This is a genomic window from Amycolatopsis sp. WQ 127309, from assembly GCF_023023025.1.
GTDB lineage: Bacteria > Actinomycetota > Actinomycetes > Mycobacteriales > Pseudonocardiaceae > Amycolatopsis.
Map to the genome: position 1 here is coordinate 5,143,755 of NZ_CP095481.1, position 18,714 is coordinate 5,162,468.

25 protein-coding genes are annotated in these 18,714 nt (G+C 71.4%); 15 read left to right on the forward strand and 10 right to left on the reverse strand.

The features are described 5' to 3' along the window. Positions 1-3: 3 nt before the first annotated feature. Entirely contained in the window at positions 4-888 is an 885-nt protein-coding gene (locus tag MUY22_RS24280) for a transketolase family protein (protein WP_247062844.1), read from the forward strand. Here the strand turns inward: MUY22_RS24280 and MUY22_RS24285 are convergent. Next, positions 866-1,999, reverse strand: a complete 1,134-nt coding sequence (locus MUY22_RS24285; RefSeq protein WP_247062846.1) for a hypothetical protein — start codon at positions 1,997-1,999, stop codon at positions 866-868. The genes MUY22_RS24280 and MUY22_RS24285 overlap by 23 nt on opposite strands. Before the next feature lie 444 nt (positions 2,000-2,443). Between MUY22_RS24285 and MUY22_RS24290 the strand changes: the two genes are divergently transcribed. Next, positions 2,444-2,872, forward strand: coding sequence for an NUDIX hydrolase (locus tag MUY22_RS24290; protein ID WP_247064091.1), 429 nt, complete (start codon positions 2,444-2,446; stop codon positions 2,870-2,872). Here MUY22_RS24290 and MUY22_RS24295 read toward each other — a convergent pair. From MUY22_RS24295 to MUY22_RS24305, 3 genes are read right to left on the reverse strand one after another with little or no spacing between them, the layout of a single operon-like run. Then, the gene (locus tag MUY22_RS24295; RefSeq protein WP_247062854.1) at positions 2,858-3,388 is read right to left on the reverse strand and encodes an NIPSNAP family protein; all 531 of its coding nucleotides are present in this window, start codon (positions 3,386-3,388) and stop codon (positions 2,858-2,860) included. The genes MUY22_RS24290 and MUY22_RS24295 overlap by 15 nt on opposite strands. 37 nt (positions 3,389-3,425) lie before the next feature. Beyond that, positions 3,426-4,598 carry an acyl-CoA dehydrogenase family protein gene (locus MUY22_RS24300; RefSeq protein ID WP_247062855.1) on the reverse strand — a complete coding sequence of 391 codons (1,173 nt, stop codon included), beginning with the start codon at positions 4,596-4,598 and terminating at the stop codon, positions 3,426-3,428. Positions 4,599-4,646: 48 nt separating this feature from the next. Continuing rightward, on the reverse strand, positions 4,647-4,835 hold the full coding sequence (locus MUY22_RS24305; protein ID WP_247062856.1) for a hypothetical protein: 189 nt from the start codon (positions 4,833-4,835) through the stop codon (positions 4,647-4,649). 172 nt (positions 4,836-5,007) lie between these two features. On the opposite strand from MUY22_RS24305, the gene MUY22_RS24310 reads away from it, so the two are divergent. From MUY22_RS24310 to MUY22_RS24330, 5 genes are all read left to right on the forward strand, one after another. Continuing rightward, positions 5,008-5,883, forward strand: coding sequence for a hypothetical protein (locus MUY22_RS24310; RefSeq protein ID WP_247062857.1), 876 nt, complete (start codon positions 5,008-5,010; stop codon positions 5,881-5,883). Positions 5,884-5,915: 32 nt separating this feature from the next. Beyond that, positions 5,916-6,536 (forward strand): imidazole glycerol phosphate synthase subunit HisH, encoded by a 621-nt coding sequence (gene hisH / locus MUY22_RS24315; RefSeq protein ID WP_247064093.1) that lies wholly within the window; start codon positions 5,916-5,918, stop codon positions 6,534-6,536. 35 nt (positions 6,537-6,571) lie between these two features. Further along, the gene (gene priA / locus MUY22_RS24320) at positions 6,572-7,309 is read left to right on the forward strand and encodes a bifunctional 1-(5-phosphoribosyl)-5-((5-phosphoribosylamino)methylideneamino)imidazole-4-carboxamide isomerase/phosphoribosylanthranilate isomerase PriA (protein WP_247062858.1); all 738 of its coding nucleotides are present in this window, start codon (positions 6,572-6,574) and stop codon (positions 7,307-7,309) included. A 74-nt stretch (positions 7,310-7,383) separates the two neighbouring features. Beyond that, positions 7,384-7,725: a DUF1330 domain-containing protein gene (locus tag MUY22_RS24325; protein ID WP_247062859.1), complete on the forward strand. Its 342-nt coding sequence runs from the start codon at positions 7,384-7,386 to the stop codon at positions 7,723-7,725. A gap of 48 nt (positions 7,726-7,773) precedes the next feature. Next, positions 7,774-8,250 carry a GNAT family N-acetyltransferase gene (locus MUY22_RS24330; RefSeq protein ID WP_247062861.1) on the forward strand — a complete coding sequence of 159 codons (477 nt, stop codon included), beginning with the start codon at positions 7,774-7,776 and terminating at the stop codon, positions 8,248-8,250. On the opposite strand, the gene MUY22_RS24335 is transcribed toward MUY22_RS24330, so the two are convergent. Genes MUY22_RS24335 through MUY22_RS24345 form a run of 3 tightly spaced genes read right to left on the reverse strand, consistent with a single transcriptional unit; the run spans position 8,234 to position 10,078 of the window. Beyond that, the gene (locus MUY22_RS24335) at positions 8,234-8,620 is read right to left on the reverse strand and encodes a PPOX class F420-dependent oxidoreductase (RefSeq protein ID WP_247062863.1); all 387 of its coding nucleotides are present in this window, start codon (positions 8,618-8,620) and stop codon (positions 8,234-8,236) included. The genes MUY22_RS24330 and MUY22_RS24335 overlap by 17 nt on opposite strands. A 13-nt stretch (positions 8,621-8,633) precedes the next feature. After that, positions 8,634-9,368, reverse strand: coding sequence for an ABC transporter permease (locus MUY22_RS24340; RefSeq protein ID WP_247062864.1), 735 nt, complete (start codon positions 9,366-9,368; stop codon positions 8,634-8,636). Continuing rightward, positions 9,365-10,078 carry an ABC transporter ATP-binding protein gene (locus tag MUY22_RS24345; RefSeq protein WP_247062866.1) on the reverse strand — a complete coding sequence of 238 codons (714 nt, stop codon included), beginning with the start codon at positions 10,076-10,078 and terminating at the stop codon, positions 9,365-9,367. The genes MUY22_RS24340 and MUY22_RS24345 overlap by 4 nt, the downstream gene beginning before the upstream one ends. Before the next feature lie 142 nt (positions 10,079-10,220). On the opposite strand from MUY22_RS24345, the gene MUY22_RS24350 reads away from it, so the two are divergent. Then, on the forward strand, positions 10,221-11,168 hold the full coding sequence (locus MUY22_RS24350) for a hypothetical protein (protein WP_247062868.1): 948 nt from the start codon (positions 10,221-10,223) through the stop codon (positions 11,166-11,168). On the opposite strand, the gene MUY22_RS24355 is transcribed toward MUY22_RS24350, so the two are convergent. Both MUY22_RS24355 and MUY22_RS24360 read right to left on the reverse strand, forming a co-directional pair. Continuing rightward, positions 11,158-12,138: a hypothetical protein gene (locus MUY22_RS24355; RefSeq protein ID WP_247062870.1), complete on the reverse strand. Its 981-nt coding sequence runs from the start codon at positions 12,136-12,138 to the stop codon at positions 11,158-11,160. The genes MUY22_RS24350 and MUY22_RS24355 overlap by 11 nt on opposite strands. Further along, a complete protein-coding gene (locus MUY22_RS24360; RefSeq protein WP_247062872.1) occupies positions 12,135-12,632 on the reverse strand; it encodes a SigE family RNA polymerase sigma factor in 498 nt (165 codons plus the stop codon). The genes MUY22_RS24355 and MUY22_RS24360 overlap by 4 nt, the downstream gene beginning before the upstream one ends. 294 nt (positions 12,633-12,926) lie before the next feature. On the opposite strand from MUY22_RS24360, the gene MUY22_RS24365 reads away from it, so the two are divergent. Beyond that, a complete protein-coding gene (locus tag MUY22_RS24365; RefSeq protein WP_247062874.1) occupies positions 12,927-14,555 on the forward strand; it encodes a hypothetical protein in 1,629 nt (542 codons plus the stop codon). 79 nt (positions 14,556-14,634) lie between these two features. Here MUY22_RS24365 and MUY22_RS24370 read toward each other — a convergent pair whose 3' ends face one another. Further along, positions 14,635-15,243 (reverse strand): TetR/AcrR family transcriptional regulator, encoded by a 609-nt coding sequence (locus MUY22_RS24370; RefSeq protein ID WP_247062876.1) that lies wholly within the window; start codon positions 15,241-15,243, stop codon positions 14,635-14,637. Positions 15,244-15,281: 38 nt separating this feature from the next. Here MUY22_RS24370 and hisF point away from each other — a divergent pair, with 38 nt between their 5' ends. From hisF to MUY22_RS24400, 6 genes are all read left to right on the forward strand, one after another. Further along, positions 15,282-16,055 (forward strand): imidazole glycerol phosphate synthase subunit HisF, encoded by a 774-nt coding sequence (gene hisF / locus MUY22_RS24375; RefSeq protein WP_247062877.1) that lies wholly within the window; start codon positions 15,282-15,284, stop codon positions 16,053-16,055. Next, positions 16,052-16,429 (forward strand): hypothetical protein, encoded by a 378-nt coding sequence (locus tag MUY22_RS24380; RefSeq protein WP_247062879.1) that lies wholly within the window; start codon positions 16,052-16,054, stop codon positions 16,427-16,429. Before hisF ends, MUY22_RS24380 begins: the two co-directional genes overlap by 4 nt. Next, positions 16,426-16,791, forward strand: a complete 366-nt coding sequence (hisI, locus tag MUY22_RS24385; protein ID WP_247062880.1) for a phosphoribosyl-AMP cyclohydrolase — start codon at positions 16,426-16,428, stop codon at positions 16,789-16,791. The genes MUY22_RS24380 and hisI overlap by 4 nt, the downstream gene beginning before the upstream one ends. Then, entirely contained in the window at positions 16,788-17,150 is a 363-nt protein-coding gene (locus tag MUY22_RS24390; protein WP_247062881.1) for a DUF1304 domain-containing protein, read from the forward strand. The genes hisI and MUY22_RS24390 overlap by 4 nt, the downstream gene beginning before the upstream one ends. 44 nt (positions 17,151-17,194) lie before the next feature. Beyond that, on the forward strand, positions 17,195-17,950 hold the full coding sequence (locus MUY22_RS24395) for a hypothetical protein (RefSeq protein ID WP_247062882.1): 756 nt from the start codon (positions 17,195-17,197) through the stop codon (positions 17,948-17,950). A gap of 102 nt (positions 17,951-18,052) precedes the next feature. After that, positions 18,053-18,619, forward strand: a complete 567-nt coding sequence (locus MUY22_RS24400) for a hypothetical protein (RefSeq protein ID WP_247062883.1) — start codon at positions 18,053-18,055, stop codon at positions 18,617-18,619. Positions 18,620-18,714 lie beyond the last annotated feature (95 nt).

An 18,714-nucleotide genomic window follows, 5' to 3' on the forward strand; every position in this document is an offset into this window, starting at 1 on the left:
CCCATGCGCGAAACGTTCCTGACGACGACCGAGCAGATCCTCGACGCCGACCCGGACGTCGCGATCGTCCTGGCGGACATCTCGGCGGCGCAGCTGGCCGGCGCCGCGCGACGGCACCCGGGCCGGGTGATCAACGTCGGGATCCGCGAGCAGCTGCTGGTCAGCACGGGCGCGGGCCTGGCGCTGGCGGGGCTGCGGCCGATCGTGCACACGTTCTCGTCGTTCCTGGTGGAGCGCGGGTTCGAGCAGATCAAGCTGGACTTCTCGCACCAGGAGCTGGGCGGGGTACTGGTGTCGTACGGCGCGTCGTACGACATGCCGACGGCGGGCCGCACGCACCAGGCGCCGGGGGACGTGGCGCTGATCGATGCTCTGCCGGGCTGGACGGTGCACGTCCCAGGCCACCCTTCGGAGGCACGCCGGCTCTTGCTGGAGTCGATCCCGGGAGACGGCCGCGTCTACTTGCGCCTTTCGGCTCAGGAGAACGCGTCGCCGCACCTGGGAGTCGGGTTCACGCGGCTGCGATCGGGCTCTCGCGGTGTCGTGGTGGCGGTCGGGCCGGTGCTGGATCGGGTGCTGCGGGCCACTTCCGGCTTGGACGTGACGGTGCTGTACGCGTCGACGATCCGCCCTTTCGACGCGGCGGGCTTGCGGTCGGCGGTGCTCGCTGCTTCGGCTTCCGTCGTGATGGTGGAGCCGTACTTGGCGGGGACGTCGGCGCATTGGGTTTCGGAGGCGCTGTCGGACGTGCCGCACCGGCTGCGGTCGCTGGGGGTGCGACGGGACGCGGAGGTGCGGACGTACGGGGAGATCGCGGACCACGACCTGGCCCACGGGCTGGACGCGGGGTCGCTGGGGCTGTCGATCAGGGAGTTCCTGGGGGAGTAGACGGAGTGGCGCCGGTGCCGGGGTTGCCCGCGGCTGGGTGTTTGTACAACACGCTCACCTCGGTCGAGCCGTTGAGCAACTCCATCAGCCGAAGGTTGCTGCTGCGTTCTTCATAACTGTTTCTGGGAAGGTTCACGTGCAGGCTCTCGTAGAGCTTGAACCTGTTCAGGTCGAGTACGGTACCGATGATTCCCATGTACTGCTCGGCCGCGGCCACCGACGCTCGATATGCGATGTAGGCGAGGAAATACGGCCCCAAGGCAAGAAGCAGCCACCATCCGCCAGTCAGGAGAAAAGCCACCGTTTCGGCGGTGACCACCAAAGCGACGACGCACAGTCGTGCCGACGTGTCGAGTTGCTGTCGCGCGTCGTCGACATAGTTGAGGTGACTCTCCGGCGCGATCAGGGCGATGTGGGGTGCTGTCTTGATGACCTCGAGCCGGTACTGCTTCCCGACCTTGTCTTCGGCTGAGCGCAAGGCGTTGCCGAGTCGGGTCGGCATCATCCGTGATACGACCGGGTAGCGTGATCTGGCCCGCGGAATCGCTGCGCGCGCCGCGTGGATACCGCTCAGTCCTTCGGCTTCCGCGGTCTCGAGCATAGCCTCACGGGAGTCGTCGAGCTTGCTTCCGGTCAGTTTGGCTGGATCCGGTTCGTCGTCCTCACCTTCGGCCAAAGCGGCTTCGTAGGCTGCGATTCGTAACCGGTCGAGCTCCTGATCGCGTCGTTCCTCGAGCGCATCACTGCGATCCTCGAGTCGTTCCAGCCGCCTGCGATACCGAGTGATGCGCAGGCGAAGCAGGACCGTGGCCAGCCGGGAGCTTCCCCAGTACCCTTCCAGCAGGCGGGTCATCCCCAACTGCAACGGGTGCAGGAACAACGCCACGAGTATCGTGATCAGGATGAGCCAGGCGGCGCCACCGAGATTCAGGCCGCCGAGTCTGCGCGCCATCAAACCCAGATCAGGCCGGCCTTGCCAGGCATTGCTGGTGACCAGCGCGGCGGTCCAGACGACCAGAAACAGGGCGGGCAGGACACTGACGACGCTGAAGTAGCGGCCGATGCGAGAGCCGAGACCCACTGCGGCGTCGGGCAACGAGGGTGCTGCCATCTCAATCTCCGCCCGAGGACTTGTAGATCACCCTCGCACACTTGCGGCAGTAGGATTTGTCTTCACGCCGCCGGAGGGTGCCACCGCAGCGTGGACACTTGCCACTGCTGGTCTTGTCTTCGGCCTCACCTGGTGGCGGAAGCGGGCCCTTGCCGTAACCGAACGCGGCGAACAGTGCGATGGCGAGGAGGAGCCGAAGTCCGCGCATCGCCTCACCCCGCCCTCCAGGATCCGACCATGTTAGGTCAGCATGCTGGCTCAGTCGACAAGGTGAGGCAGGCGGGATGACGGTTTCGCCGTGGGCCGTGCCACCGGCCGTGATCGCCGCGATCGCGGTGGCAGGGGTGTTCGGGTCCGGATGGGCGTACGGGGTGGCTGCCGTGTTCGCCGTATCCGGTGTGGCGTGGCTGGGCTGGGTCCTCCGGAGGGAATAACGTGGCCGCCATGGGGTCCACGATTCGGCCGATTGCGCTCGGGGTCATCTGGCGAGGAAACGCGCTGCTCGTCTTCGAAGGGCGGGACGACCTCAAAGGTGAGACTTTCTACCGGCCGCTCGGAGGCGGGATCGAGTTCGGTGAGGCCAGCCGGGACGCTCTGAAACGCGAGTTCGTCGAAGAGCTTGCCGCGGAGGTGACCGTCGGTGAGCGGATCGGCGTGCTCGAGAACGTCTACACCTGGCGAGGGCGTCAAGGGCACGAGATCGCCTTCATGTTCGACGCCGGGTTCGCCGACTCAAGCCTCTACGAGCGTGACGAGATGGAGATCCTCGACGACCCCGCCACCGCGCGCTGGGTTCCGTTCGTCGACTTCCGTGACGGCGGCAAGATCCTCTACCCGCGAGGGCTCACCGAGCTGCTCTCACCGGAGCAGTGACCGCGTCGTCGGCTCCAGCAACACCCCCGAAGGCGAAGCAGAGCGGCTGAACGACACCGAAAATGGGCCGTCTTCGCGGACCGGCAGCTGGGGGAAGGTGTTCGGGGATGGCTCCGTCTCGAAAATGGCAAAAGCGGTAGGCGGCGCCGCAAGGGACAGGTACAGCTCCGAGCCCGATGGTGGTGACGTCAGGCCACGTTGGACCGGGCGCAGCAGCAGGACGTTGTCCGAGTCGATCATCGTCTCGTTCGCTTCCTCCCGGTGGGCCTTCCACTCCGGGCCGAAGTAGAAGGCCTCCAGTGCCTCCTTCCGGGCCTCCATCGACCGGAATCCGCGCAGCCACCAGAACTCGTCCGGGGAAGACGGCACGCGGAACAGGCCGAACAGGTGCGCGCCGGCGGCTTCCTGGGGCTCGACGAACTCGCGCTCGAACAGCTCGATCAGCTCGTCGCGACGCCCTGGGTGCAGCGTGTAGCGCCGCAGCTCCAGGACCGTTTCGTACTCGGTGAAAGTCACGAGGCGAAAGCTACCCGGCACCACCGACAAAAAAGGATCAGCGGAACGCCGCCAGCCCCGTGACCGCCTGGCCGAGGGACAGCGCGTGCATCTCCTCGGTGCCCTCGTACGTCAGCACCGTCTCGAGGTTCGCCATGTGCCGCATCACCGGGTACTCCAGCGAAATCCCGTTCGCGCCCAGCATCGTCCGGGCCGTGCGGGCCACCTCGATCGCCGACCGGACGTTGGCCATCTTGCCGAAGCTGACGTGGTTGTGGTGCAGCTGCCCGCTGTCCTTGAGCCGCCCGATCTGCATCGCCACCAGGCCGGCGCGGTTGACCTCGACGAGCAGGTCGGCCAGCTTGCGCTGGGTCAGCTGAAAACCCGCCAGCGGCTTCCCGAACTGCTCCCGCGACAGCGTGTACTCCAACGCCGATTCGTAGCACGCGCGCGCCGCGCCGACGACGCCGAACAAGATCCCGTAGCGGGCCTCGTTCAGGCAGGACAGCGGCCCGCGCAGGCCCTTGACCTCGGGGAACATCGCCGACGAGGGGAGCCGGACGCCGTCGAGGACCAGCTCCGCCGTCAGGGATGCCCGCAGCGACAGCTTGTGCTTGACCTCGTTCGCCGTGAAGCCCGGCGTCGACGTCGGGACGACGAAGCCGCGGATGCCGTCGTCGGTCTGGGCCCAGACGACCGCGACGTCGGCGACGGTTCCGTTGGTGATCCACATCTTCGTGCCCGACAGCACCCAGTCGGACCCGTCGCGCATCGCGCGCGTGCGCATCGCGCCCGGGTCGCTGCCCGCGTCCGGCTCGGTCAGGCCGAAGCAGCCCAGCGCGTCGCCGGTCGCCATCCGCGGCAGCCACTCCTGCCGCTGCTCCTCGCTGCCCCACTTGTGGATCGCGTACATCGCCAGCGAGCCCTGCACCGACACGAAGCTCCGCAGGCCCGAGTCGACGGCTTCCAGCTCACGGCACGCGATGCCGTAGGCGACGGCGCTGGTGCCGGCGCAGCCGTACCCCTCCAGGTGCATGCCCAGCAGGCCGAGCGAGCCGAACTCCTTCGCCAGCTCCGACGCGGGCAGCGCGCCCGTCTCGTACCAGCCGGCGACGCGGTCCAGCAGGTTGTCCTTCGCGTACGCGCGGACGGCGTCGCGGATGGCGCGTTCCTCCTCGGCGAGCCCGGCGTCGAGGTCCAGGAAGTCGTGCGGATCCGGAGTGCGGCTCATGAGGGCTCCAAGGGGACGCGTCGGTGCGGTCCCCGCAGGAAACCACAGTCAGGCGTCTGTCCCCTGCGTGGCGTTCGTCACGCGGGCGACAGAAGGACGCGCGGTACAGCGCCGCTCGGCCAGGGGCCGGATCTGCTGACGGGGGATCAGCAGCTCGCTGAACTGCGGGAACGGGACGCTCTCGACGTCGTCGCGCCAGGCGTCGAGCATCTGGGACAGCACATCGTTCTCGGCCATCTCCGCCTCCTGGCGTCCGGGCGCGCGCGAAGAGCCCCTCACGCGATCGGGTGACTACATACCCAGCGAGCGGGACGCCGAAACGGTTGTCTTCAAGATTCTTCCGGCGCGTCGCCCACCCATGGCAGAATCGCGCTGCCGCCGCCGTGGTCTCGACTTCTGAGGAGCGCACATGCGCGCACTGCGGACGGCAAGTCTGCTCGCCCTGACCACCACGGCCCTGCTCGGCGGCACCGGCACCGGCATCGCCGCCGCCCAGGGCAACCCGTGGCACCAGGTCGGCCACACCACCGCCGAGAACCGCGTGAGCGGCGAGGGCATCACCACGCTCCGCCTGCCCGGGCAGGCCCCCGAGACCGTCTACCGCAACGGCGCGACCATCCCGCAGCCGCTCAAGGACGAGGGCTGGGGCCACGTCGGCGACCCCGACTCCCTGCGCGGCTACGTCTTCGACGTCTACCAGGACACCGTCACCCCGACGCCGGCGAAGAAGATGTACCTGGTCACCAAGCCGGACGGGACGACGACGGAGTTCGTCCACCCGCTGCAGGCCGACGAGCCGGCCGTCAACGCGAACGCCCAGGTCGCGGCCACTCCCGACGGCCAGTGGCTGGTGTCCGGCCCGCTCGGCGAGATCGACCGGCTCTACGTCTCGCCGACGCCGTTCCTCAACCCGCGCGCCCCGCGCGTCGCCGGTGACCTGCCGATCGCCGCCCGCATCCACCTCGACCACCCCATCCGCAGCGCCCAGGGCTGCGACTTCGTCAGCGCGACGCGGCTGGTCTGCGCGACGTCGGACCCGAACAACGACCTGTACCCGACGAACCTGCAGCTGCTGCAGGTCGACCTGGCCCGGCCGCTGAACGGCCACGACGTCACGGCGAAGGTGCGCGAGCTCGGCCAGGTGCCGCTGGTCAGCACCTGCACCGGCACGTTCACCCCGGAAGGCGTCGACTACGACGCGCCGACGGGGTTCCTGCGGGTCGAGGTCGTGCCGCCGTCGCCGTGCAACACGGTGACCGACGTCTATTCGTTCGAGCGCCGCTGAGTCCTCCGGCTACGCTGTGTGGCGTGTCTCGTGTGGTGATTCTCGACTACGGTTCCGGCAACCTCCGCTCCGCCGAACGCGCTGTGGCGCGCGCCGGGGCCGAAGTCGAGGTCACCGCCGACCCGCACGCCGCCGTCGAAGCCGACGGCCTGGTCGTGCCCGGCGTCGGCGCCTACTCCGCCTGCATGGCCGGCCTGCTGTCGGTCAAGGGGCAGCGGATCATCGGCAAGCGCCTCGCCGGCGGCCGTCCCGTGCTGGGCATCTGCGTCGGCATGCAGATCCTCTTCGAGCGCGGCGTCGAACACGGCGAGGAGACCGAGGGCACGGGGGAGTGGCCCGGCACGGTCGACCGGCTGAAGGCCGACGTGCTGCCGCACATGGGCTGGAACACCGTGCGCGCACCGGCGGACTCGCAGCTGTTCGCGGGCCTCGACCCCGAGGAGCGCTTCTACTTCGTGCACTCCTACGCCGCCCGCACGTGGGAGCTGGAGTCGGGCCTGCCCGGCCGCGAGCCGAAGGTCACCTGGGCCAACCACGGCGAGGACTTCGTCGCGGCGGTGGAGAACGGCCCGCTCTGGGCGACCCAGTTCCACCCGGAGAAGTCCGGTGACGCCGGTGCGCAGCTGCTGCGCAACTGGCTCGCGACCCTCTGACCGGGTGACCCGGGTCTGCGCCCTAGAGTTACGGCGTGACTTTCACGCTGCTTCCCGCCGTTGATGTGGCCGATGGCCAGGCCGTGCGACTCGTCCAGGGCGAGGCCGGCACCGAGACCTCCTATGGCAGCCCGCTGGAGGCCGCGCTGGCCTGGCAGCGCGACGGTGCCGAGTGGATCCACCTGGTCGACCTCGACGCCGCGTTCGGCAAGGGCAGCAACCGCGAGCTGCTCGCCGAGGTCGTCGGCCGGCTCGACGTGCGGGTCGAGCTCTCCGGCGGCATCCGCGACGACGCCTCGCTGAAGGCCGCGCTGGCCACCGGCGCCCGCCGCGTCAACCTCGGCACCGCCGCGCTCGAGGATCCCGAGTGGACCGCGCGTGTGATCGGCGAGTACGGCGACCGCGTCGCGATCGGCCTCGACGTGCGCATCACCGAGGCCGGCCACCGGCTTTCGGCCCGCGGCTGGACGTCCGACGGCGGCGACCTGTGGGAGGTCCTGGACCGCCTCGACCGCGACGGCGCGTCCCGCTACGTCGTGACGGACGTGAGCAAGGACGGCACGTTGAAGGGCCCGAACCTGGACCTGCTGCGCGAGGTCGTCGCCCGCACCGACGCCCCGGTCATCGCGTCCGGCGGCGTGTCCAGTGTGGACGACCTGGTCGCGCTGGCCGGCCTGGAGTCCGACGGCGTCGAGGGCTCGATCGTCGGCAAGGCGCTGTACGCGGGGGCGTTCACGCTGCCCGAGGCGCTGGCGGCGGTCGCGAAGGTCTGAGGATTACCCCCGGGGTAATCGACGCGGTGCGCGCGGGCGGGCAGGATTCCTTTCAGGACAACGAAAGGACCACCATGACCGCCTACGGAATCGCGCACCTGCGTCCGCCCGCCGTGCTGCCGGAGGACGTCTACCGGTACCTCGAACGCATCCAGGCCACGCTCGACCCGTACGGCGGCAGGTTCGTCGTGCACGGCGCCGACGTCCAGGTGCTCGAAGGCGAGTGGCCCGGCGCGCTCGTGGTGATCGAGTTCCCGAGCGCCGCGGTGGCTCGCGAGTGGTACGACTCGCCCGCCTACCAGGCGATCCTGCGGCTGCGCGCCGACCACATCCCGGGTGACCTGGTCATCGTCGAAGGCTGCGGGCCGGACCACGACTCGGCGGCCATGGCGGCGGCGCTGCGTGCGGCCGGTTGACGCCGAAAAGCGGCTGACAGGACCACGCCGAACCACTAGGTTGCCGCGGTGGAGGAGATCGTCACCCAGCTCGAGATGACCGCGGCCGACCAGCTCACCCCGGCGCCGCCGGTCGACGGGGTGACCCTGCGGACCGTCGAGGCCTCGCCGCTCATCCGCGAGCTGCACGTCCGGATCGGGACGCCCTACCGCTGGCCGAGCGCGTCCCGGACCGACGGCGACTGGGCGCGCTGGCTCGCCGAGCCGCACCGGCGCTACCGCCTGGTCGAGTACCGCGGGGAGATCGCCGGCGCCGCCGACTTCGAGCCGCAGCCCGGCGACGACGTCGAGATCACGACGTTCGGGCTGCTGCCCGAGTTCGTCGGGAAGGGGCTCGGCGGGTACGCGCTCACGCTCGTCGTCGCGGCCGCGTGGACGGTGCCGGACGCGCGCCGGGTCTGGCTGCACACCTCGACCCTCGATCACCCGAACGCCCTGCCGAACTACCTGCGGCGGGGGTTCCGGGGCTTCACTCGCTCAGCTTGACGGCGATCCCGACCGTCCGGTCGGCCGGGCCGCGCAGCTTCGAGAAGAACATCGACACCCGCCCGACGACGCCGTACTTGCGCCCGATCACCTGCTGGGCCCGCTTGGTCTCCTCGAGGTCCAGCAGCCGGGCCTGGCCGCTCGCCACCGCGCCGTGCGTCTTCTTGCCGCGCAGGTCGCAGGCCTGGACCTCGACGCGGCCGCTGTTGCGGATCCGCTTGACCTTGCCCACGTCCCGGACCGAGTTGAAGACGAGCTCGCCCGCGTCGCCGGCGACCCAGATCGGGGTCGGCACGGCGCGGCCGTCCTTGCGGAACGTGGTCAGGACGACGTAGCGCTCGGCCGCGAGCCGATCCGTTTCGGATGCCATGCGTCCACGGTAGTCAGGGCGTCCGGCGCCGCAGCGTCGCCGCGCCGAGGACCAGCGCCAGCAGCGCGCAGCCGGCGACGACCGCCAGGTTCCGCAGGATCACCGCGTCCACCGTCGGCGAAGCCGTGACCCGGTTCAGCGCCTCGACCGCGTAGGACAGCGGCATCACGTCGGACAGCCACCGCAGCGGCCGGCTCATGTCCTCGCGCGCCGCGATCAGGCCGCACAGCAGGATCTGCGGCAGCACGAACACCGGCATGAACTGGATGGCCTGGAACTCCGTGCGCGCGAACGCGCTGACGAACAGCCCGAGCGCCATCCCGAGCAGCGCGTCGAGGACGGCGATCACCAGCAGCAGCGCGACCGGGCCCGCCAGGTCGAGGCCCAGCCACGACAGCGAGACGGCCGTCGCGAGCGCCACCTGGACGACGGCGAGCACGCCGAACGCCAGCGCGTAGCCGAAAAGCAGGTCGAGCCGGCCGAGGGGGAGCGTCATCAGCCGCTCCAGGGTGGCCGTCGTCCGCTCGCGCAGCGTCGTGATCGACGCGATCAGGAACATGATCAGGAACGGGAAGACGCCGAGCAGCGCGGGCGCGACGTGGCTGAACACCAGCGTCGAGTTGAACACGAACCGCAGCAGGATCATCAGCAGCGTCGGCACCAGGACCAGCATCACGACGGTGCGCGGGTCGTGCCGCAGCTGGGTCAGGATGCGCCGCGTGGTGGCGAGCGTCAGCGCGGGGTTCACGACGCGACCCGCACGAGCCGCAGGAACGCCTGCTCGAGGTCGGCGGCGCCGGTGCGCCGTCGCAGCTCCGCCGGCGCGTCGTCGGCCAGCAGGACGCCCTCGCGCATCAGCAGGAGCCGGTCGCAGCGCGCCGCTTCGTCCATGACGTGGCTGGACACCAGCAGCGTGGCGCCGCCTTCGGCGAGCCGGCGGAACAGCGCCCACAGCTCGTCGCGCAGCACCGGGTCGAGCCCGACGGTCGGCTCGTCGAGCACCAGCAGCTCGGGCCGGCCGAGCAGCGCGACGGCGAGGTTCGCGCGGTTGTGCTGCCCGCCCGACAGGGAGCCGACGAGCTTTCCGGCGTGGTCGCCCAGGCCGACCTCGCCGATGACCCGGTCCACATCGGACACCGGGGCGCGCAGCACCGCGGCGAAGTAACGCAGCGCCTCGCGGACGGTCAGGTCCGCGTAGATCGCCGGGTTCTGCGTCGCGTAGCCGATCCGGCGCCGCAGCGGCGGGCTGCCCGCGGGCAGGCCCAGCACGGTGACGGTGCCGCTCTCGACGAGCTGCACGCCGACGATCGCGCGCAGCAGCGTCGTCTTGCCGCAGCCGCTCGGGCCGAGCAGCCCGGTGACCACACCGCGCGGGACCGCGAAGCTCACGTCGCGCACCACCGGCCGTCCGCCGCGGCGGACCCGCAGGCCGGTGACCTCGACGGCAGAATTAGTCATGCGATTAATTCTGCGCTCGCCGAGGTCACGGCGTCAAGCACGCTTCCGGCCCAACCCAGAGGCGCAGTTCGGCGGAAGCGCTTCAATGGAATATTTGCAACGCTTCGTGGGCTGGGTTTTTCCCGCACACTGGAGGGTGTAGATGGCGGTCACACAGCAGGTTCCGGTTCATCCGCAAGCGGGTTTCTTCGGCTCGGGCCCGTATCCCGAGCACCGGGCGCGGGTCGTGGTCATCGCGGTCCTCGCCGGGTTCGCGTTGACGGCGCTCTGGTCGGCACCGTTCGTCGACTCCGTCATCGGCGACAGCGTCGCCAACACGCTGCTCGGCTACGACGCGAAGGCCACCCCGATCGGCGGTGTGCTGGCCGGGACGCTGTTCGCGTTCGTCTCCGGGCTCGCCGGCTCGTTCACCGCCTGCAACATCGCCGCGTTCGGCGCGGTCGCGCCGCTGGTCGGCGGCGAGGCGGGCGGGAAACGGCGGTTCGCGACGACGCTCAAGCCGCTCGGCTGGATCGCGGCGGGCATGCTCACCGTGTCGATCGTCTACGGCGTGATCGTCGCGCTCGTCGGCACCCGGATGCCGCAGTTCGACACCGCGCCGGCCACCGGGCTGACGCCGCGCAGCATCCAGTCGATGGTCGCCTTCGGCGTCGTCGGCCTGGTGTTCCTGGTGCTGGGCCTGGCTTCGGTGGGCGTGATCGGCAACCCGATCGGCGCGCTGACCCGGCGGCACCCGGCCGCACCGCTGGTCCTGATGGGCGCGCTGATCGGCGGGTTCCTCATCGGCCGGCCCTACCCGCTGTTCCGGATCATGTTCCGCAGCGCCGCCGAGCAGCACAACGTCTTCTACGGCGCCGCCGCGTTCGCCCTGCAGTCGCTCGGCAACATCGTGATCATGGGCGTGCTGTTCCTGATCCTGACGCACGCGACGGGCGGGCGCGTGCAGCGCTGGCTGGCCGCGAAGCCGGGCCGCATCGCCGCCGTGACGGGCGCGGCGCTGCTCGTCGGCGGCACGTTCACGCTGCTCTACTGGGACGTGCGCGTGCTCGGCCGGCTCGGGATCATCTGGTTCCCGACGGTCAGCTGGTAGGCCGCCCGAGCCAGCGGTAGTCGGGCGAAGGGTCGAGCTGGACGCCGTCCGCGACGGCGACCAGCACGGCCTCCGGCTGCGGTCCGGTCACCGTCAGCCAGCGCCCGGACGGCAGCCGGACCGCGACCAGTGCGGCTTCGCCGGGCTTCGGCGCCGAGTAGAACCCGGGGCCGCCGCGTACGGAAATGCTCGCGGCGCCGCCGATCCCGGGCGAGCCGGCGCCGACGGCGGCCGTCACGGCCGGGACCGACGGGCGGGCCGGGTCGGCCGCCGTCAGCTCGGTGCTCGCGTCGTCCGGGCCGGTGCCCCGGACGGCGGCCGAGCGTTCGGTGAGCCCGGCCGGCAGCGGCCCGAACCGCAGCTCGCCGCGGACGCCGACCGGGGTCGCGTCGACCGACTCGGCGATCCGCTGAGCGACCGCGCGGGCGTCCGGCACCCCGCCGACCCGGGCGGTGAGCACGTGGCCGGCGTCGGCGGTCCAGGTGAGCAGGGCGGCGGTGCTGGTGTCGCCGGTGATCATGGCGATCCGGCCGTGCACGATGGTCTGGTCCTGGGCCGACGCGATCTTCGGCACGGGCCCCGACCACTCGGGGTCGGCCGTCGAATACGCCGAGAGCGTGATCTCCGCCGGCCCGGCGAACCACCGGCGGACCTGCGGAGCAAGGCCCGGGCCGCCCTCGCGGTGCTGCTCGGTGAAGCCGTCGGGCAGCCAGCCGGGGGTGTAGCCGAGCACCGGGCGGCCCGCCGCCGGCTCGAGGTCCGGCGTCCTCGTGAGCACCTGCGTGCCGACGAAGACCCCGGCCACCAGCAGCACCACGGCGGCGGCCACCAGCGTCAGCCGCGCGACCGGGCGACGGCGCCGGGCGTCCGCGAGCGCGTCCCGGACCGCGTGGCCGTCCGGCGCGCGGGCGGCGAGGCGGTCGAGGCTCTCCCGGATCAGCGTCTCGGTCTCGTGGTCGCTGCGGGTCATTCGGGGGCTCCGGTGGTCAGGGGCGCGGGGTGGGGTGCTTCCCGGAGGGTGGTCAGGGCACGGGAGATCTGGCTGCGCACGGTGGAGGTGCCGCACCGCAGGACGGCGGCGATCTCGGCGTCCGAGTAGTCCTCGTAGTAGCGCAGCACGACCGCGGCGCGCTGCTTGCGGGGGAGCGTGGCGAGCAGGGCGAGCATCGCGTCCCGCTCGTCGTAGGCGGTGGCGGGGTCGGCTCCGGGCGGGGACAGCGCGTCGAGGACCTCGTGGCTGCTCGGCACCATCCGCCGCACGGCCCGGCGGCGCCACGACAGGTACTCGTTGGTGACCATCTTGCGGACGTACGTCGGCGGGGCGTCGATGCCGTCCCAGCGCTGCTGCGCGCGCAGCAGGACGTCCTGGACGATGTCCTGCGCGAGGTGCGGGTCGTTCGTCAGGACGGTCGCGTAGCGGAGCAGCCCGTCCAGCCGCTCCGCCACGAACTCTTCGAAGCCCACGTACGTCCCTTCGCCCGCCTGTCACCTTCATGGACGTCCGGGACGGCCGAGTTGATGCACGCGGCCGGGAAGTTTCTTTCGTGACGGAGTTCACCGGTTCGGCCCAGTTCGCGAGCCTTGTCCGTCACCGAGCGGTAGATGACGGGCGGTTCGGTCTGGCTGCGTCGCGGTCGTTCACGAGTCCGGGTGAGTGTCGGCTCCGCTGCGTTCCCAGCCGTCGGCGGTGCCGGGGATCGCCTCGGAAAACCTGTCGGTGGGCCGTGCTTTCCTGAACCGGACAGATCGGAGGGGGAGATGACGGCGGGGAAGCAGCGGGCGGCTCTGGCCGTCTCGGCGGTGCTCGTGGCGGCGTTCGTGGCCGGCCCGTTCGCGCTGGTCGTGGGCGTGATCTGGGGGCTGGTGCGGTTCGGCCGCGGCTACACGCGGCGGTTCACGGCCGAGCAGGTGCGGGAGGGCCCGGGGTTCCGGTACCACCTGGCTTCGTTCGGGGTGCTCTACCTCGTGCCCATCGGCGTGGCGGCGACGGCGTACTTCCTGCTGTCGGCGTACCTGCGGTGGTTCGGCGACACGTCGGGCGTCGGCTGGCTGATCTCACTGCAGCGGTTCTTCGAGACGGTGTCGCGGTTCTTCTCGGACCACCTGAAACTGAGCGAGTTCTCGGTGTTCGCCGTGCTGATCGGCGTCTACCTGCTGACCTGCCTGCTGCTCGCCCGCCGGGACGCCGGGCCGTGGCGCGGGCGGACCGCAGCCGGGCTGGGGCGGGCCGCGGACTTCTACACGAAGTACAGCGGCCCGGCGGCCGCCGGCCTGGCCACGCTCGCCGCGCTGACGCTGTTCGGCATGCAGGTGGGCGTGCCGGCCACGGACCTGCAGGTGAAGTTCAAGGTGGCGCAGCAGGGCTACGCCGAGGTGACGAAGAAGCTCGAGGCGGGCCTGACCGAACGCGTCGCCGGCAAGCTCTACGACAAGGTCCAGGCGGCGTTCCCGCAGTCCTACCGGGACGCGCTCGCCGCGCGGGCCACGCAGCTGCCGAACCTGCTCGACACCGCGCGGAGCAGCGCCGCGAGCGCCAAGCCGTACGACGTGAGCCTGCCCGCGGTCGACGACGCCGTCCGCGCGGAGACCGTGAGCGAGGAGAAGGCCGCGGGGATCGGGCCGGAGCTGCGGGTCGAGGCCACCGGCCGGGCGACGCCCGGCGAGGTGACGCCGGAGCAGGTCGAAGCCGCGCGGGCGGTCGTCGACGCGCGGCCGGCCGAGCCGGGCATCGACCTGGTCGCCGACAGCCGGAAGAAGGTGACGCTGCAGGTCGAAAAGGTGGCCACCGAACGGATCGCGGCGCTCACGAAACCGGTGACGGACGCCGTCCCGTTCCTGGACCCGCTGGTGCAGGCGTTCGTCGAGGCGGCGGACAGGGGCCTGCAAGACCGGCTCGCCCGGGCGTACGACCGCCTGGCCGAGCTGGTGCTGCGCGCCCCGCAGGACCTCGGCGCGGCGGTCGACCGCGAGGCCGCGGACCTGGTCCGGCAGACGGACATCGCCAAGCCGGTCGCGCACGCCACGCCGCGCGCGGAGGACCTGGCGCGCACGTTCGCCACGACCGTCTCGGCGCTGCGGGACGCCCCGGTCCAGCTGGACCGGAAGGTCACGGAGGTGATCGAGGCGCGGCGGCCACCGCCGGAGTACGACCCGTCAGGCAAGCTGAAGCTCACCCTGCCGGACATCGAGGCACTGCGGCTGCCACCGCCGGAGTACTACAGCCTGCGGTACCCGTACGACTACGGCCTGGGCAGCTACGGAACGCGCGACTACGGCCTGCACGGCTACACCCCGCCGGACACGTTCCGGGTGCCCCCGGAGATCGCCCGGGTACCCCGGATCGCGCCACCACCACGGGTGAGCATGCCGCGGATCTTCGTCTGGTGACGACGGCGGTCGTGGGTGTCCAGGAGGGGCGGAACCCTCACGGTCGGCCGCCGGGAGCAGTCCGCGCACCCGAGGCGAGCTAGCCGGATCGGGTGGCCGGGCCCTGACCGCCGGGTGCCGGGTCGAGGTAGTACTGCGCGACCGGGGCGAGCAGGGCGACCAGCTCCTCGTCGTCCGCGTCGGCCAGCGGGGGGAGTTTGATCACGTAGCGCAGCAGTGCGACGCCGATCATCTGCGCGGCGATCCCGGTGACGCGCACCGGCGGCACGTCGAGCGCCTTGGCGACCTCGGCCAGCACCGTGCGCTCGATGAACTGGCGCATCATGAGCGCGACCTGCTCGTTCGTCGCCGCGGCGCGCAGCATCGCGAGGAACGGCGTCCGCCCCTCCGGCGCGGCCCAGAGCGCCAGGAAGGCGCGCACCAGCCGTTCGCCCACGCCCGAGCGCGGACCCGTGAGGATCGCCGGGACCAGTGAAGCCGGGTTCACCGGCAGGTTCATCGACGCCGCGAAAAGCTGCTGCTTGCTGCCGAAGAAGTGGTGCAGCAGTGCCGCGTTCACCCCGGCGTCGGCGGCGATCCCGCGGACCGTCGCGCCGTCGTACCCCAGCTCCGCGAACCGGTGCCGGGCCGCGTCGAGGATCTTCTCCCGCGTCTCCGTCCGCCCCGGCCGCCGCCCCGCCTGTGCCATTGCCCGAGCTTAGAACGCCCTTGACTACGCTTGCGGTCATGTCTGTCGCGGTGCGGGTGATCCCCTGTCTCGACGTCGACGCGGGCCGGGTCGTGAAGGGCGTCAACTTCGCCGGCCTCCGCGACGCCGGCGATCCCGTCGAGCTGGCCCGGCGTTATGACGCCGAGGGCGCCGACGAACTGACGTTCCTCGACGTCACGGCGTCCTCGGGCGACCGCGAGACCACCTACGACGTCGTCCGCCGGACCGCCGAGCAGGTGTTCATCCCGCTGACCGTCGGCGGCGGCGTCCGCAGCAACGACGACGTCAACCGGCTGCTGCGCACCGGCGCGGACAAGGTGAGCATCAACACCGCCGCGATCGCCCGGCCGGAGTTCCTCCACGAGGCCTCGCGCCGGTTCGGCGCCCAGTGCATCGTGCTGTCGGTCGACGCGCGCCGCGTGCCCGAAGGCGGCGAAGCGACGCCGTCCGGCTTCGAGGTCACCACCCACGGCGGGCGCCGCGGCACCGGCGTCGACGCCGTCGAGTGGGCCGCGCGCGGTGAGGAGCTCGGCGTCGGCGAGATCCTGCTGAACTCGATGGACGCCGACGGCACCAAGAACGGCTTCGACCTCGAGCTGATCGACCTGGTCCGCAAGGCCGTGCGGGTGCCGGTGATCGCCAGCGGGGGAGCGGGGGCCCTGGAGCACTTCCTGCCCGCGGTGCGTTCCGGTGCGGACGCGGTGCTCGCCGCCAGCGTGTTCCACTTCGGACAGTTGAAGATCGGCGAGGTCAAGACCGCGCTGCGCGACGGCGGGGTGGAGGTCCGATGAAGTCCTGGCGCGCACCCGTCGAGGTCAAGGTCGTCGCCGCCCTGCTGATCGGCCTGCCGGTGGCGTGGGCCCTGCTCGACCTGATCCCCGTGCTGAGCGCGGGCTCGAGCCTGGCCATCTACCGGACGCCCGCGCTCGCCCTGATCCTCGGCGGTGTCGTGACCACCGGGCTGGCGGTGAAGATGGGCAGCGCCCGGATCGGCGGCCTGGTCGTCACCGTGGTGTTCGCCCTGCTGCACGCGTTCCTGCTGCTGGGCGCCGAACTGTGGTTCAACAAGGTGTTCTCCGGCCTGTCCTTCTTCGGCTACGGCTACGCGTTCGTCCTGTTGAACTCCATGCCGCTCAAGCGGCACCTGCTGGGAGCCGGAGCATGAACCTCGACGCGGGCGTCTCGGCGCGCCTCAAGCGCAACGCCGACGGCCTGATCGCCGCGGTCGTCGTCGAACACGCCACCTCGGACGTGCTGATGATGGCCTGGATGAACGACGACGCCCTCGCGGCGACCCTGTCCACCCGCCGGGGCACGTACTTCTCCCGCAGCCGGCAGAAGCTGTGGGTCAAGGGCGAGACGTCCGGGCACTACCAGCACGTCCGCGAGGTCCGCATCGACTGCGACGGCGACACCGTCCTGCTGCGCGTCGACCAGACCGGCCCCGCCTGCCACACCGGCACCCACACCTGTTTCGACACCGGGGAGCGCCTGCTCCTGGCCGACGAGAAAGAGCACACCGCGTGAAGATCGCCGCCGACATCCTGGTCGGGCTGGTCGCCCTGATCCACGTCTACATCGTCGTCCTGGAGATGTTCCTCTGGACCACCCCGCGCGGACGCGCGGCGTTCGGGACCACCGAGGAGTTCGCCAAGGAGAGCGCGCCGCTGGCCGCGAACCAGGGGCTGTACAACGGTTTCCTGGCCCTCGCGCTGGTCTGGGGCCTGATCGCCACCGACCCCACGGGCTACCAGCTGAAGCTCTACGGCATCGTCTGCGTGATCATCGCCGGCATCTACGGCGCGGCGACGGCGAACAAGCGGATCCTGTTCGTGCAGGTGGTGCCGGGCGTGCTGACGCTGATCGCGCTGCTGCTGGCCAGGTAACCACCGTCCGGTCTACGCTCCGTCCCCTGGGGAAGGGGGCGGCCATGGGGCTGCGGCGGGGGAGGGCGGCGCTGGTCGCCGCAAGTGTGCTGGTGGGGCTCGTCGCGGTCGCCGCGCTGGTCCTGGCGCTGGTGGCGGGCGAGCCGTACATGCCGCTGGTGGTGCCCTTCGCGGCGCTGTCGGCGTTGTGCGCGGGCTGGGCCCGCCGGCTCGGCCGCCGGTACGCGGCGGCCACGGGTGTGGTGCCGCCGGGCTGGGACGACGTCGACCTCGACGTCCAGACCACCCGCGTGCGCGCGCTCGGCCTCCGCGCGACCGGGCTCGCGGTGCTCTGGGCCGTCGTCACCGTGGCGGCGGGGGTCGGGGCCGCCGTGGTCCTGACGCGGTCCGACACCGATTCGCCACCCGAAATCGCCGCGGCCACGCCGCTGGTGATCATCGTCTTCGCCCTGATGGGGTTCGGGTTCTCGGTCGCGGCCGCGGTCAGCTGGCGACGCCGTCATCGCGCGGTGACGGCGTCCGGCTGGCGTCCGGCGACGGCCACGGTGACCCACGGCAGCGGCCCGTGCACCGTCATCCTGACCCTCGACGACGACACCCGGATCCGCACCCAGTCGCTCAGTTCGACGCACGGTGCCGCGAACATGACGGACTTCCCGGGCACCCCGGTGCGCTTCGGCGGGGCGGACCGCTCGATGGTGGTGCTGTTCCCGCGCGGCCTGTTCCGCAACGGCCCCTACGCGGTCCCGGTCAGGTCACTCGAGCCGAAGCCGGGCGCCCGTCCGACGGCACGAAGCTGAAGCCCTGCTCCCTTGCACGCCCGGGCGCGACGTCCGGTTGCCCGGGTGTCGGCTGTCTCCCGAATCCCGCCGAACCGTGGCTTTCCGTTCTACATTCCGGGAATGGGACTGGAGCGACGGCGGAAGATCGCGGACTCGCTGCCGCGGCCCGGGCGGCGCGGGGCCCGGGCCGCGGGCGGGCCGGAGTACACCCGGCTGGTGCGCGAGCAGAGCGACCGCTCGGCGTTCTTCGTGGTGCTGTCGGCCGCGATGCTGCTGGGGGCCGCGCCGGTGGGGCTCGCGAGCGTCGGGGCCGGCGCCGTGCTCTTCCTCGTGGGTGCGATCGGTGTCGCGAGCTGCGTGGGCAACCTGGTGCGGTGGCGGCGCCGCTACCGCGCGGTGCGCGTCACGGGCTGGCGCGAGGCGACCGCGACGATCGGCCACGTGGGGATGGAACCGCCGGGTCCCGTGGTGGCGGTGCGGTTCGCCGACGGCAGCCGGATCGACCTGCGGATGGTCGACGGCACGTGGACCGTCCGGGCGTTGTCCGAGCTGCCCGGCCTGCCCGCGCTCGTCGGCGGCCACGGCTCGGCCATGGTCCTGCTGGTGCTGCCGCGGCCGCCGTGGTGGACGCGGCCCCGCGTGTTCGCGGCGAAGGCCCGGACCTACCGCTGGACGCCCGAAACCTGAGCGGCCGGACGCGGTCCATGACCGCTTGCACGCGCGGGCGCCGCGTTCGGTTGCCCGCGTGTCGGGTACCTCCCGAACCCGTCCGGCACAAGGGT

Bases quoted from the DNA above. Each gene is read 5' to 3' on its own strand.
- MUY22_RS24305 (WP_247062856.1), bottom strand. From the start codon at position 4,835: ATGGCCGAGAACGATGTGCTGTCCCAGATGCTCGACGCCTGGCGCGAC.
- MUY22_RS24310 (WP_247062857.1), top strand. From the start codon at position 5,008: ATGCGCGCACTGCGGACGGCAAGTCTGCTCGCCCTGACCACCACGGCC.
- MUY22_RS24285 (WP_247062846.1), bottom strand. From the start codon at position 1,999: ATGGCAGCACCCTCGTTGCCCGACGCCGCAGTGGGTCTCGGCTCTCGC.
- MUY22_RS24370 (WP_247062876.1), bottom strand. From the start codon at position 15,243: ATGGCACAGGCGGGGCGGCGGCCGGGGCGGACGGAGACGCGGGAGAAG.
- MUY22_RS24335 (WP_247062863.1), bottom strand. From the start codon at position 8,620: ATGGCATCCGAAACGGATCGGCTCGCGGCCGAGCGCTACGTCGTCCTG.
- hisI (WP_247062880.1), top strand. From the start codon at position 16,426: ATGAACCTCGACGCGGGCGTCTCGGCGCGCCTCAAGCGCAACGCCGAC.
- MUY22_RS24300 (WP_247062855.1), bottom strand. From the start codon at position 4,598: ATGAGCCGCACTCCGGATCCGCACGACTTCCTGGACCTCGACGCCGGG.
- hisF (WP_247062877.1), top strand. From the start codon at position 15,282: ATGTCTGTCGCGGTGCGGGTGATCCCCTGTCTCGACGTCGACGCGGGC.
- MUY22_RS24380 (WP_247062879.1), top strand. From the start codon at position 16,052: ATGAAGTCCTGGCGCGCACCCGTCGAGGTCAAGGTCGTCGCCGCCCTG.
- MUY22_RS24365 (WP_247062874.1), top strand. From the start codon at position 12,927: ATGACGGCGGGGAAGCAGCGGGCGGCTCTGGCCGTCTCGGCGGTGCTC.
- MUY22_RS24355 (WP_247062870.1), bottom strand. From the start codon at position 12,138: ATGACCCGCAGCGACCACGAGACCGAGACGCTGATCCGGGAGAGCCTC.
- MUY22_RS24345 (WP_247062866.1), bottom strand. From the start codon at position 10,078: ATGACTAATTCTGCCGTCGAGGTCACCGGCCTGCGGGTCCGCCGCGGC.
- MUY22_RS24350 (WP_247062868.1), top strand. From the start codon at position 10,221: ATGGCGGTCACACAGCAGGTTCCGGTTCATCCGCAAGCGGGTTTCTTC.
- MUY22_RS24325 (WP_247062859.1), top strand. From the start codon at position 7,384: ATGACCGCCTACGGAATCGCGCACCTGCGTCCGCCCGCCGTGCTGCCG.
- MUY22_RS24400 (WP_247062883.1), top strand. From the start codon at position 18,053: ATGGGACTGGAGCGACGGCGGAAGATCGCGGACTCGCTGCCGCGGCCC.
- MUY22_RS24290 (WP_247064091.1), top strand. From the start codon at position 2,444: ATGGGGTCCACGATTCGGCCGATTGCGCTCGGGGTCATCTGGCGAGGA.
- MUY22_RS24280 (WP_247062844.1), top strand. From the start codon at position 4: ATGCGCGAAACGTTCCTGACGACGACCGAGCAGATCCTCGACGCCGAC.
- MUY22_RS24395 (WP_247062882.1), top strand. From the start codon at position 17,195: ATGGGGCTGCGGCGGGGGAGGGCGGCGCTGGTCGCCGCAAGTGTGCTG.